The following is a 12,206-nucleotide window of genomic DNA, read 5'->3' as shown; positions in this document are numbered from 1 at the left end:
GGGCTTTCCTCCGGGCTTTCGTTCTGTTCTTCGTTCTTGCGTTTCCGACTCTATCAGACTCTTTCGTGTCCGATTTCCTCGGCGCTTTCCAGGTCCTGCGCTTTCGCGCTTTCCCTTTCCGGCGGATCCGACTCTATCAGCGAATTTCCGCCTCTCCGACCGCTTGCCGTTTTCACCCTGAGGGCAGACGGAAAGGATCAAGTGGAGATGGAAACGATCACTGGTTGAGGAGGAGTCCCGTCCCGACTGTTCGCGAGGTGTTCACGCGGTCCGTCCTGGCGGGACTCACGACTGTACATCTCCTCGGGGGGAGCGGGCAAATCGAATCCCGCGTATGGTCTAGTCCACCGGTCTAGTCCACTAGTCTCCGTGCGGGAGGGTCCGGCCCGGATCGGGATCAACATCGGGCGAACCCGCACAACCCGTGACATATCCTTCTGACGAGTACGCCGTTCGCAACACGTAGTGACGGCGGCACCAAGAAGCCCCACCCCCTGGGAGGCCCCCATGACCATCGTGACGTCCCCACTCGCCGGGCGCGCCATCGGACTCGCGGCAGTGCCCGATCCGGTGTTCTCCGGCGCGATGGTAGGACCGGGCACCGCCATTGACCCCGTGCGCGAGGCGTCGGAGGCGGTGTCCCCCGTCGACGGTGTGGTCGTCTCCCTGCACCCTCACGCGTACGTGGTCGTCGACAGCGAGGGCCACGGTGTTCTCACCCACCTCGGTATCGACACCGTCCAGCTCAACGGCGAGGGCTTCGAGCTGCTCGTCAACAAGGGCGACACCGTCACCCGTGGTCAGGCCGTCATCCGCTGGAACCCCGCCGCGGTCGAGGCCGCCGGCAAGTCGCCGATCTGCCCGGTCGTGGCGCTCGAGGCGACGGCCGACTCCCTCGGCAGCGTCATGGAGGACGACGACGTCAAGGCCGGGGACCAGCTCTTCAGCTGGCAGTGACGCGTCCGCCCGCACGGGCGGGCCGGAGTCGGATATCCATCGCGGCGGCTGGATCCGCCGCTCAATCGGAGACGGGTGAAATGGAGACAACGCTGCGAGGCGTCGGCGTGAGCCACGGTGTGGCGATCGGCGAGGTCCGGCACATGGGTACGGCTGTGCTCGAGCCGCCGGCGAAGCAGATCGCCGCGGACGAGGCGGAGCGCGAGCAGGGGCGCGCCCGTCAGGCCGTGGAGGCCGTGGCGGCCGACCTGATCGCACGCGGCCAGCTGGCCGGCGGCGAGGCCCAGCACGTGCTCGAGGCCCAGGCGATGATCGCCACGGACCCCGAGCTGATGTCGGACGTCGACCGGCGCATCGTCGTCGGCAGCACCGCCGAGCGCGCTGTCTACGACGCGTTCGCGTCCTACCGCGATCTGCTCGCGGGGGCCGGCGAGTACATGGCCGGCCGGGTGGCCGACCTGGACGACGTGCGCAACCGGATCGTGGCGCGGCTGCTGGGCGTGCCGATGCCGGGCGTGCCGGACAGTGACGAGCCGTACGTGCTGATCGCCCGGGATCTGGCTCCCGCCGACACGGCGCTGCTGGATCCCACCCTGGTGCTCGGGTTCGTGACCGAGGAGGGCGGCCCGACCAGTCACAGCGCGATCCTGGCGCGGGCGCTGGGTGTGCCGGCGATCGTGGCCCTGCCGGGTGCGGGTGAGATCGCCGAGGGCACGGTCATCGCCGTCGACGGCAGCACCGGTGATCTGTACGTGGAGCCCACGGCGGAGAAGCGGGCCCAGCTGGCGGCCGCGGCGGCGGAGCGGAAGGCGGCGCTGGCCGCTTCCTCCGGTCCGGGTGCGACCTCCGACGGCCACAAGGTGCCGCTGCTGGCCAACGTCGGCGGGCCGGCGGACGTGCCGGCCGCGGTGGAAGCCGGGGCCGAGGGCGTGGGCCTGTTCCGTACGGAGTTCCTGTTCCTGGACGACAGCAAGAAGGCGCCGTCCGAGGAGAAGCAGATCGAGTCGTACCGCAAGGTGCTGGAGGCGTTCCCCGAGGGGCGGGTCGTCGTACGGGTGCTGGACGCGGGAGCCGACAAGCCGCTGGACTTCCTGACGCCGGCGGACGAGCCGAACCCGGCGCTGGGCGTGCGTGGTCTGCGCACGCTGCTGGACCACCCCGAGGTGCTGCGCACGCAGCTCTCCGCGCTGGCGAAGGCCGCGGAGGGGCTGCCGGTCTACCTGGAGGTCATGGCCCCGATGGTGGCCGACCGCCAGGACGCCAAGGCGTTCGCGGACGCGTGCCGGGAGGCCGGTCTGGTGGCGAAGTTCGGGGCGATGGTGGAGATCCCCTCCGCCGCGCTGCGGGCGCGCTCGATCCTCCAGGAGGTGGAGTTCCTGTCGCTGGGTACGAACGACCTCGCGCAGTACGCCTTCGCCGCCGACCGGCAGGTGGGTGCGGTGTCGCGGCTCCAGGACCCCTGGCAGCCGGCGCTGCTCGACCTGATCGCGATGTCGGCCGAGGCCGCCGCCGCGGAGGGCAAGAGCTGCGGTGTGTGTGGTGAGGCCGCTTCGGATCCTCTGCTGGCCTGTGTCCTGACGGGTCTGGGGGTTACCTCCCTGTCGATGGGCGCCGCTTCGATTCCGTACGTGCGGGCGACGCTCGCCAAGTACACCCTCGCGCAGTGCGAGCGGGCGGCCGCCGCCGCCCGCGCCGCCGACAGCGCAGAGGAGGCGCGGGTGGCCGCGCAGGCGGTGCTGTCCGGCGAGTAGCGGGCGGTACGCGTGGTCGTCCGAGGGGCCTTCGCCGGTGGCGGGGGCCCCTCGGGCGTTCCAGGTGCGGGTGCCGGGCGGTCTACTCGCGGTGCGGGCCGGGGACGTCCACCTCGTAGCCGGGGCAGTATTCGACTCCGGGCTCCGGGGGCACGGGGTCGCCGGTGTCGGCGTCCGTGCAGTAGGCGTCGAACACGGCCGCGGCGGTGAGGGCCACCAGGCGGCCGCGGTCCAGGCGCCAGCCGTGGACCCGGTCGCGGAAGCCGTCGGTGGTGCTCCGCAGGACCAGTCCCCCGGCGCCGCCGAGGGCGAGGCCCGCGGCTAGGACGGTCACGAAGTCCAGGCCTTCACGGCCCTGGACGCGGGGGCGGCCTCCCGGCCGGCCGGCCGCTTCGGCGTGCAGGACGGCGATCAGCTGCTGCTCCTCGGCGGGGACGCTGCACACCAGGTGGTGGTGGCCGGGGCCGGCTCCGGCGACGAGGCGTTCGAGCATGTCGGCGGCCCGTTCGAAGGAGGCCTTGCCGATGTCCTCGCCGCAGTCCGCGCAGGCTCCGGCTCCGGCGAGGAGCTCGGTGGCGTACTCCCAGGTGGACTGCCGGACGGCTTCGTCGACGAGGAGCGGTACGAGTTCCTCGACGGGCTGGCCGGCGTAGGGCAGGGTCGGGCCGCCGGCGAGCTCGGCGGTGAAGCGGGTGCGGGTGCCGGGGCTGTCCGGGTCGAGGCCGTGTTCCGCGCAGTAGTCGGCGTACTCCCCGGGATCGAAGAGGGCGACGGTGGTGTGGATGCCCTGGGCGGCGAGGGAGCGCAGCAGGGCGTCGACGTGGTGGAGGTAGTCGGCGTATTCCTCGTGCTGGTCGAAGCCGAAGGTGCGGTAGTCGCGCATGGCCGCGAAGTCCCCGGGGTCGGTGAGGAGCCCGACGGTGCTGGGGACCTCGCGGCGCAGTGCACGGCGGCGCGAGGTGGTGGTCCTGCGGTTCGTGGTGTGCGGTGTGTCGGGTGTGGCGTTCATGGTTTCCCCCTGAGCGTGCGATCATTGCTCACTCACGGTAACCACTGCCACTGACAGTCACCTCCGGGTGCGGCCGAGCTCCTCGTAGAAGGCGAGCAGCTCCGGGTGGTCGACGGAGCCGGGGTTGACGGCCTTGTCCATCGGGGTGCCCTGGAGCAGGCGCTTGACGGGGACCTCGATGCGCTTGCCGGTCAGGGTGTGGGGGACGGCCGGGATCTCGATGACCTCGTCGGGGACGTGGCGGGGCGAGAGCTGCTCGCGGATGGTCGCGGCGATCTTCTTGCGCAGTGCCTCGTCGAGGGTGGCGCCGGGGGCGAGGTGGACGAAGAGGGGCATCCAGTAGCCGCCGTTCGGCTCCTCCAGGCCGATGACCAGGGATTCCTTGATCTCGGGGAGGCGTTCGACGACCTCGTAGATGTCGGCGGAGCCCATCCGGACGCCCTGCCGGTTGAGGGTGGAGTCGGAGCGGCCGTGGATGACGACGGAGCCGTGGTCGGTGATCGTGATCCAGTCCCCGTGGCGCCAGACGCCGGGGAACATCTCGAAGTAGCTGTCGCGGTAGCGGCTGCCGTCCGGGTCGTTCCAGAAGCGGATCGGCATGGAGGGCATGGGGGCCGTGACGACGAGCTCGCCGACCTCGCCGGTGAGGGGCTTGCCGGCCGGGTCCCAGGACTGGAGGTCCGTACCGAGGCAGGCGGCCTGGAGCTCGCCGATGTGGACGGGGAGGGTGGGAACGGCGCCGGCGAAGCAGCTGCACACGTCGGTGCCGCCGCTGACGGACGCGATCCAGAGGTCTTCGGCGACCTCCTCGTGGAGCCAGCGGAAGCCGTCGGGGGGCAGCGGGGAGCCGGTGGTGGCGACGCACTTGACGGCGGAGAGGTCGAAGTCGCGGGAGGGGTGGACGCCGGCCTTCTTGCAGGCCATCACGTAGGCGGCGGAGGTGCCGTACAGGGTGGCCCCCGTGCGCTCGGCGATCCGCCACTGGGCGCCGGTGTCGGGGTGGCCGGGGCTGCCGTCGTACAGGACGACGGTGGTGCCGGTGAGCAGGCCGGAGACGAGGAAGTTCCACATCATCCAGCCGGTGGAGGTGTACCAGAAGAACCGGTCGTCGGGTCCGAGGTCGCAGTGGAGGCCGAGCTGCTTGAGGTGTTCGAGGAGGATGCCGCCCTGGGACTGGACGATGGCCTTGGGCGCTCCGGTGGTGCCGGAGGAGTAGAGGATCCACAGCGGGTGGTCGAAGGGGACCGGCTCGAAGACGGGCTCGGCGGAGGAGGAGGTCAGCTCCGACCAGGCGCGGGTGCCTTCGGGGGCGGGAGTGCCCAGCAGCGGGACGTGGACGACGGCGCGCAGCGAGGGGAGCCCTTCGCGGAGCTCGGCGACGGTCTCGCGGCGGTCGTGCTCCTTGCCGCCGTAGCGGTAGCCGTCGACGGTGAACAGGACGACGGGCTCGACCTGCTCGAAGCGGTCGAGGACGCTGCGGGCACCGAAGTCGGGTGCGCAGGAGGTCCACACTCCGCCGACGGCGGCGGTGGCCAGGAAGGCCACGGCCGCTTCGGGGATGTTGGGGAGGTAGCCGCTGACCCGGTCGCCGGGGCGCACGCCGAGGGCGCGCAGCTCGGCGGCGAGGGAGCCGACCTGGCGGCGGAGCTCGGCCCAGGTGACGGGAGTGGGTTCGTGGGTCTCGTCGACGCGGAGCAGGGCGGGGTCGTCGGCGCGGGCCGGGTCCTCGGCGGCGCGCAGGGCGTGCTCGGCGTAGTTGAGGGTGGATCCCGTGAACCAGCGTGCGCCCGGCATGGAGCGGTCGGCGAGGACTTCCTGGTAGGGGGCGTGGAAGCGGACCTGGAACCACTCGGCGACGGCCTGCCAGAAGGTGTCGAGCTCGTCGACGGACCAGCGCTGCAGGGCCGGGTAGCCGCCGTCGGCGGGGGCCCCGAAGCGTTCGGCCGCCCAGTCCTGGAAACGGGTGACCTGGGCTCCGGCGATCCTGTCGGGGCTCGGGGACCAGAGGGGTTCCGGCTGGGTGGCAGAGGTCATGGGTCGGCTCCCGGTCAAGTCTGGCGCTCGCGCTTCGTGTGCGTACGGCGCCGTCGCGGCGTCGGTGTGCGCGCGGCGGCTCACAGGGACCATGCCATGTGATCGACATCCGCACCAGAGCCGTCCCGGAGCGTACGGGTTGATCGTTTGCCGGGTGAACGGCAGTTGAACCCCGCCCGCGCGGCCGGGGCCCGGTGGCAGGGTGACCGGCATGGACGGTCGTGATCTGGTGCGTGCGGTGAGGGAACTCGGTACGGCGCGCGGGCGGCGGGCCTGGCGCTCGGCGTGGCGCCACCGGCGGGCGGACGCCGAGGGGCTGCCGCGCCGGGGCGCGGAGCGGGCGCGGGTGCCGGGCCTGCTGACGGGTACGGAGGCCCGGCCGGGCGGTGGTGTGCTGCGGTTCGCGCGCAGTGAGCTGCTGGTACGGGTGACCGTGGGCGGTGCGGTGTTCTGGGGCTGGGACGGGGCGGAGCCGGTGCCGTCGTACGCGGTGGTGGGCGCCGGCCCCGAGCCGGACGCTCGGGCGGTGCTGGAGCCGGACACGGGCGGCGGCTGGCGGGTGGTGTCGGAGCGGGTGACGGTGGCCGTGTCCCGGCACGGTGCGGTGGAGGTGCGGACGCCGGGCGGGGCGGTGCTGCGCCGGGAGCTGCCGCCGCGCTGGTGGGACCCGGCGGAGGGCGGCGACGGCGCGGAGGGCGCGCGGGGGCCGGCGGAGGGCGGTTCGCGGTGGCTCCAGCGGGCGGAGGTGCCGGCGGACGCGCGGTTCTTCGGGCTGGGCGGCAGGGCGCGGGGGCCGCGGCTGCGGGACGGGGAGTACCGGTTGTGGAACACGGATCCGAAGGGCGGGTTCGGGCCGGACACGGATCCGCTGTACATCACGATGCCGGTGCAGGTGGTGGTGGCGGACGCGGGGACGCACCTGGCGTTCTACGACAACCCCTGGGAGGGGCTGGCCGTCCTGCGCGGGGGTGAGGAGGGGGCCGGTTCGGGGCCGGACCGGCCGGGGGTGAGCGAGCTGCGGCTGGAGGGCGGGCCGCCGAGGTGCTGGGTGCTGGTGGGGACGCCGGCGCGGGTGATGCAGGGGTGGGCGGGGCTCACGGGGGCGGCCGCGATGCCGCCGGAGTGGGCGCTGGGTTACCAGCACGCGCGGTGGGGCTTCGGGAGCGAGGCCGAGGTGCGGCGGGTGGTGGCCGGGTACGAAGAGCGGGGGCTGGCGCTGTCGGCCGTGCACCTGGACATCGACCACTTCGACGGGCACCGGGTGTTCACCGTGGACCGGGAGGCGTTCCCCGATCTGCCGGGGCTGGCGCGGGAGGTGGGGGCGCGCGGGGTGCGGCTGGTGTCGATCGTCGACCCGGCGGTGAAGGCGGGGGACGCGGTGCATGCCTCGGGCCGGGCGGTGGGGCCGCACGGGGCGTTCGTACGGGACGCGCGGGGGCGGGAGGTGCGGGGCGAGGTCTGGCCGGGCGAGTGCGCGTACCCGGACTTCACGGACCCGGCGGCGCGGGAGTGGTGGGGCGGGCTGTACGAGGAGCGGCTGGCGCAGGGCTTCGCGGGCTTCTGGCACGACATGAACGAGCCGGTGTCGTTCGCGCCGTGGGGGGACGCGACGCTGCCCCGGTCGGCACGGCACGCGCTGGAGGGGGCGGGCGGGGACCACCGGGCCGCGCACAACGTGTACGGGCTGCTGATGGCGCGGGCCGGATGGGAGGGCCTGGTGCGGCTGCGGCCGGCCGAGCGGCCGTTCCTGTTCTCCCGGTCGGGGTGGGCGGGCATGCAGCGGTACGGGGGCACGTGGTCCGGTGATGTGGAGAGCAGCTGGGAGGGGCTGCGGGCATCGCTGGCGCTGGTGCTGGGGCTCGGGCTGTGCGGGGTGCCGTACTCGGGTCCGGACGTGGGGGGCTTCGGGGGGTCTCCGTCGCCGGAGCTGTACCTGCGGTGGTTGCAGCTGGGGGCGTACCTGCCGTTGTTCCGGACGCATTCGGCGCTCTGGGCGGGGCCGCGGGAGCCGTGGGAGTTCGGGCCGGAGGTCGCGGAGCGGGCCGGGGCGGTGCTGGCGGAGCGGGAGCGGCTGCGGCCGTACTTCGTGACGCTGGCCCATCTGGCGCGGCGGACGGGGGCACCGTACGTGCGGCCGGTGTGGTGGGGGGCGCCGGAGGACCGGCGGCTGCGGGACTGCGAGGACGCTTTCCTGCTGGGGGACGCGCTGCTGGTGGCGCCGGTGCTGGAGTGCGGGGCGGACCGGCGGGCGGTGCGGCTGCCGCGGGGGCGCTGGTACGACACGGCCACGGGGGCGGCGTACGAGGGGCCTGGGCAGGTGCTGTTCGACGCCCCGCTGGGGCGGATGCCCGTGCTGGCGCGGGCGGGGGCGGTGCTTCCGGTGCGGCGGGGGAACGGGGAGGTGGGCCTGGAGGCGTGGGCCCCGGCCCGGGGGCGGACCGGTGGCGGGGTGGTGATCCGGGATCCGGGGCCGGGGTTCGAAGCGGGCGAGGTGGAGCGGTACACCGTGCGGTGGGCCGGTGGGGCGGTGGTGGTGGAGGACGAGGCGGGGGGTGTGGTGAGCGGGGTGGAGGTACGCGGCCTGTAGGGCGAATCGGGACTATGGGGCGTATAGCTCCGGTGGAGGGGGGCCGGGGATCCTGCGGGCGGCGGCGGGTCCGCCGTCGCCGGTCCGGTTGAGCAGGGAGTGTGTGATGGTCTTGACGAGCCCGGCGCGGGCGTACGCGCCGGACCGGTTGGCGCCGGGCCGGCGGGTGCTGGCCACCGTGCGGCGATGGGACCGGGTGCCGGGTTCCGAGGTGGTGGGGGCGTGGCAGCCGCTCACGGTGTGGGCCCTGCTGCTGGTGACCGGGGTGGTTCCGGCCGGTTCGCCTTCCGAGCTCGGGGTGGCCGCTGCCCTGCTGGGCGTGGCGGGGTTCCTGCACGGACTGCTGCTGGTCAAGGCCCTCGCGGTGCTGGGCCGCTGGACCGCCCGGGTGAGCGCGTGGCCGCGGCCGGTCGCGGTGGGGGTGCTGGTGGCCCCGGTGTCGGCGCCGGCGGCCGCCCTGGTGCGGTGGTGGCTGGGGACGCAGGGCGTTCCCGTCCCGGGCTTCGGTGTGGTGTGGGCCGGGTGCGCGGCGGGTGCGCTGCTGCCGCTGGCGGTCGGGGCGGTGCTGCGGGGGCGGGCGCGGCCCTTACCCGCGGGGGCGCTGTGGGCGCGGGGCGCGGTGGTCGCCGGGACGGTGGTGGGGGTGGTCGGGCTGGCGTCGCTGCTGATGGAGCTGCCCGTGTAGCAGGGGCTCGGGGGTCCCGTGCGGGGCGGACCCCCGCGCCCGACCCGCGTACGCGCCGTGGCGCCGGCCGCCGGGCCGTTCGCGGTCAAGGCGCGTGCGGGGACACGGCGTCGCGCCCCTGGGGCAGGCCGGCAGCCGGTCGCCGAACCGGTGGAAGGGGCTGCCGGGCGAGGCCGCCGTCCTCAGGCGCCCTGCCGGGCGTAGTGGCCCGCGAACCAGGCGGCCGCCGCGCGCGTGTGGAGGGGGAAGGCCAGTTCCGCCGGTGAGCGCAGGAGGTGCCAGCCCGTCGTCTCGTCCGTGGCGGCCGAGGCCGGGAGGGCCGAGGCCGGCCGCGTCGGGAGGAGGCCGAAGACGAGGAGGTGGCCTCCCGGTGAGCTGAGGACGTCGGCGAGGGCCACGTCGGCGGCGGGGGCCTCGATGCCCGTCTCCTCGCGGAGTTCGCGGACCACGGCCGTGCGCCAGTCCTCGCCGAAGTCCATGAACCCGCCGGGAAGCGCGATGCCGCCCAGGGCCGGCTCGATGGTGCGGGTGACGACCACCAGGCCGGTGCCGGCGGCGTCCTCGGCGGGGAGCAGGGCCACGGCCACCGGGAGCGGGTTGCGGTAGGTGACGGCGCCGCACGCGGGGCACGTCCGGGGCCAGGAGTCCGTGTCGAACGGAGCTCCGCAGGTGGAGCAGTGCGCGTCCCTCAGCTGTGCCGGCATGCGGCGATGGTATGCCAAGGGGCATGAGGATGCTGGTGGTTGCGGCGGTACTGGCGGTGCTCCCGGGGGCCTCGGCGGGGGGCCCGGGGGCCTCGGCGGGGGCGCCGGGGTTCGTGGCGTTGCGGGACGTGGATCCGAGCATCGTGGAGGACATGCGGTACGCGGGCCCGCGGAACTTCACGGGTGCCGCCGTGGACGGGTACGAGGAGCCGGTGTGCCTGCTGGCCCGTCCGGCGGCCGCGGCCCTGCGGCGGGCGCAGCGGGAGCTGCTGCGGTCCGGGTACGCGCTGAAGGTGTACGACTGCTACCGGCCGCAGCGCGCCGTGGACCGGTTCGTGCGCTGGGCAGGCGACCCGGCCGACCAGTCGACGAAGGCCGAGTACTACCCGGACCTGGACAAGGAGCGGCTGATTCCGGAGGGGTACATCGCGGCGAGGTCCTCGCACAGCCGCGGGAGCACGGTCGACGTGACGCTGGTGGCGCTGCCGGCGCGGCGGGAGCTGGACATGGGGACGGCCTTCGACTTCTTCGGGCCGCTGTCGAACACGGACGATCCGCGGGTGACGGGCGCGGCGAGGGAGAACCGGCTGCTGCTGCGGCGGGTCCTGGAGGGGCAGGGTTTCGTGAACCTGCCGCAGGAGTGGTGGCACTTCACCCTGCGGCCGGAGGCGTTCCCGGAGACCGCCTTCGACTTCCCGGTCTCTGTCGCGGCGGGACGGCCCGTGGCAGACTTCTGACGCTTCGTCAGATCATGCTGCCCGGGAGGGGACTTGGAACGCACACGCACACCCGTGGTGAGCGGGTGGTTCACCGAGGCGGGCGCCGGAGGCGGCTTCCGCCTGCTCGGCACCCGGTGCTCCGCCTGCACCTCGGTGTTCTTCCCGCGCGAGGACGCGTACTGCCGCAATCCGCACTGCCCCGGCGGCGGCGAGCTCGCCGAGGTACCGCTGTCCCCGCGCGGCCGGGTCTGGTCCTACACCGACGGGCGGTACCGCCCGCCCGCCCCCTACGCCTCCGACCCGGACGCGCCCTGGAAGCCGTACACCCTGGTCGCGGTGGAGCTGGAGGCCGAGCGGATGGTCGTGCTCGGGCAGGCGGCGCCCGGGGTGACGGTCGCCGACCTGACCGTCGGCATGGAGGTCGAGGTGGTCCCGGGGGTGCTGGACGAGGACGCCGCGACCACCTGGCTGACCTGGTGGTTCAAGCCGGTGGAGGGGGCGCGGTGAGCGAGGACGTGGCCGTCCTGGGGGCCGGCATGCACCCGTGGGGCAAGTGGGGCCGCGGCTTCGTCGAGTACGGGCGGGCCGCCGCCCGGGCCGCGCTCGCCGACGCCGGGCTGGAGTGGACCGACGTGCGGTCCGTCGTCGGCGCCGACACCGTGCGCGGCGGTTACCCGGGCTACGTCGCCGGGGCCACCTTCGCGCGGGCGCTCGGCTGGCAGGGAGCCCGGGTCACCAGTGTGTACGCGGCCTGCGCCTCCGGAGCCCAGGCCATCGGGGCGGCCCGGGCGCAGATCCTCGCCGGGCTGGCGGACGTGGTGCTGGTGGTGGGTGCCGACGCCGCGCCCAAGGGGTTCTTCGCCCCGGCCGGGGGCGACCGGCCGGACGATCCCGACTGGCTGCGGTTCCGGATCCTGGGGGCCACCAACCCCGCCTACTTCGCCCTGTACGCCCGCCGCCGGATGGCCCTGCACGGGGACACGGCCGAGGATTTCGCGCTGGTCAAGGTGAAGAACTCGGCGGCGGGGGCGCACAACCCGAACGCCCGGTACCGCAAGGCGGTCACCGCCGAGGAGGTCGCGGCCTCGGCGCTGGTGGCCGATCCGCTGCGGCTGCTGGACATCTGCGCCACCTCGGACGGGGGCGCGGCGCTGGTGCTGAGCAGCATGGACTTCGCGCGGGCGCGCGGGGTGGCCGCCCCGGTGCGGATCCGGGCGGTGTCGACGGTGACGCCCACGTATCCGCGTACGGTGCTGGACCTGCCCGACATCGCGACCGACTCGGCGGCCGCCGTGGTGCCCGGGGCCGGTTCCTTCCGGGCCTCGATCGCCCGTGCCGCGTACGAGGAGGCGGGGCTGGGGCCGCGGGACCTGTCGCTGGCCGAGGTGTACGACCTGTCCACCGCGCTGGAACTGGAGTGGTACGAGGACATCGGGCTGTGCGGTGAGGGCGAGGGCGCCAAGCTCGTACGGGAAGGGGCGACGGCACTCGGGGGGCGGGTGCCGGTCAACGCGAGCGGCGGGCTGGCCTCCTTCGGGGAGGCGGTGCCCGCGCAGGCCATCGCCCAGGTGTGCGAGCTGACCTGGCAGCTGCGGGGTACGGCCGGCGCCCGTCAAGTGCCGGGGGCACGGGCCGGGATCACCGCCAACCAGGGGCTGTTCGGGCACGGTTCGGCGGTGGTGGCCGTGCGGTGAGCGGCGCGGGGAAATGCTGCCGTCAGGGTGCTTGACGGCCCCGGGCGGCGGGTTCACACTCGCTCC

Annotated in this window: 10 protein-coding genes; 7 read left to right on the top strand and 3 right to left on the bottom strand. The window is 74.2% G+C overall.

The features are described from left to right. Positions 1–507: 507 nt before the first annotated feature. Entirely contained in the window at positions 508–957 is a 450-nt protein-coding gene (locus tag ACZ51S_RS30895; protein WP_388943818.1) for a PTS sugar transporter subunit IIA, read from the top strand. Between the two features lie 80 nt (positions 958–1,037). Further along, positions 1,038–2,708, top strand: coding sequence for a phosphoenolpyruvate--protein phosphotransferase (gene ptsP, locus ACZ51S_RS30890; RefSeq protein WP_468476967.1), 1,671 nt, complete (start codon positions 1,038–1,040; stop codon positions 2,706–2,708). Between the two features lie 82 nt (positions 2,709–2,790). On the opposite strand, the gene ACZ51S_RS30885 is transcribed toward ptsP, so the two are convergent. Both ACZ51S_RS30885 and ACZ51S_RS30880 read right to left on the bottom strand, forming a co-directional pair. After that, positions 2,791–3,717, bottom strand: a complete 927-nt coding sequence (locus ACZ51S_RS30885; protein WP_468476968.1) for a hypothetical protein — start codon at positions 3,715–3,717, stop codon at positions 2,791–2,793. A 57-nt stretch (positions 3,718–3,774) separates the two neighbouring features. Next, complete coding sequence (locus tag ACZ51S_RS30880) at positions 3,775–5,751, bottom strand: acetoacetate--CoA ligase (protein ID WP_468476969.1); 1,977 nt, start codon at positions 5,749–5,751, stop codon at positions 3,775–3,777. A 211-nt stretch (positions 5,752–5,962) separates the two neighbouring features. Between ACZ51S_RS30880 and ACZ51S_RS30875 the strand changes: the two genes are divergently transcribed. Together ACZ51S_RS30875 and ACZ51S_RS30870 are read left to right on the top strand one after the other, a co-directional pair. After that, positions 5,963–8,338, top strand: coding sequence for a glycoside hydrolase family 31 protein (locus ACZ51S_RS30875; RefSeq protein ID WP_468476970.1), 2,376 nt, complete (start codon positions 5,963–5,965; stop codon positions 8,336–8,338). A gap of 106 nt (positions 8,339–8,444) precedes the next feature. Beyond that, positions 8,445–9,023 (top strand): hypothetical protein, encoded by a 579-nt coding sequence (locus ACZ51S_RS30870; RefSeq protein WP_468476971.1) that lies wholly within the window; start codon positions 8,445–8,447, stop codon positions 9,021–9,023. 182 nt (positions 9,024–9,205) lie between these two features. Here the strand turns inward: ACZ51S_RS30870 and ACZ51S_RS30865 are convergent, their stop codons facing one another. Beyond that, positions 9,206–9,727, bottom strand: coding sequence for an NUDIX domain-containing protein (locus ACZ51S_RS30865; RefSeq protein WP_468803765.1), 522 nt, complete (start codon positions 9,725–9,727; stop codon positions 9,206–9,208). Positions 9,728–9,750: 23 nt separating this feature from the next. Here ACZ51S_RS30865 and ACZ51S_RS30860 point away from each other — a divergent pair, with 23 nt between their 5' ends. The 3 genes from ACZ51S_RS30860 to ACZ51S_RS30850 are packed head-to-tail and all read left to right on the top strand — an operon-like array spanning position 9,751 to position 12,140. Continuing rightward, a complete protein-coding gene (locus ACZ51S_RS30860; RefSeq protein WP_468476973.1) occupies positions 9,751–10,464 on the top strand; it encodes a M15 family metallopeptidase in 714 nt (237 codons plus the stop codon). 54 nt (positions 10,465–10,518) lie between these two features. Further along, entirely contained in the window at positions 10,519–10,953 is a 435-nt protein-coding gene (locus ACZ51S_RS30855; RefSeq protein ID WP_468477032.1) for a Zn-ribbon domain-containing OB-fold protein, read from the top strand. After that, the gene (locus ACZ51S_RS30850) at positions 10,950–12,140 is read left to right on the top strand and encodes a lipid-transfer protein (RefSeq protein WP_468476974.1); all 1,191 of its coding nucleotides are present in this window, start codon (positions 10,950–10,952) and stop codon (positions 12,138–12,140) included. Before ACZ51S_RS30855 ends, ACZ51S_RS30850 begins: the two co-directional genes overlap by 4 nt. The last annotated feature ends 66 nt before the right edge of the window (positions 12,141–12,206 follow it).

The sequence above is a fragment of the Streptomyces sp. NPDC034043 genome (assembly GCF_055575675.1).
This window is presented reverse-complemented; position numbering and strand designations above follow the sequence as displayed.

Excerpts from the sequence above, each read along its gene's own strand:
- ACZ51S_RS30895 (WP_388943818.1), top strand. The coding sequence starts at position 508 with ATGACCATCGTGACGTCCCCACTCGCCGGGCGCGCCATCGGACTCGCG.
- ptsP (WP_468476967.1), top strand. The coding sequence starts at position 1,038 with ATGGAGACAACGCTGCGAGGCGTCGGCGTGAGCCACGGTGTGGCGATC.
- ACZ51S_RS30885 (WP_468476968.1), bottom strand. The coding sequence starts at position 3,717 with ATGAACGCCACACCCGACACACCGCACACCACGAACCGCAGGACCACC.
- ACZ51S_RS30880 (WP_468476969.1), bottom strand. The coding sequence starts at position 5,751 with ATGACCTCTGCCACCCAGCCGGAACCCCTCTGGTCCCCGAGCCCCGAC.
- ACZ51S_RS30875 (WP_468476970.1), top strand. The coding sequence starts at position 5,963 with ATGGACGGTCGTGATCTGGTGCGTGCGGTGAGGGAACTCGGTACGGCG.
- ACZ51S_RS30870 (WP_468476971.1), top strand. The coding sequence starts at position 8,445 with ATGGTCTTGACGAGCCCGGCGCGGGCGTACGCGCCGGACCGGTTGGCG.
- ACZ51S_RS30865 (WP_468803765.1), bottom strand. The coding sequence starts at position 9,727 with ATGCCGGCACAGCTGAGGGACGCGCACTGCTCCACCTGCGGAGCTCCG.
- ACZ51S_RS30860 (WP_468476973.1), top strand. The coding sequence starts at position 9,751 with ATGAGGATGCTGGTGGTTGCGGCGGTACTGGCGGTGCTCCCGGGGGCC.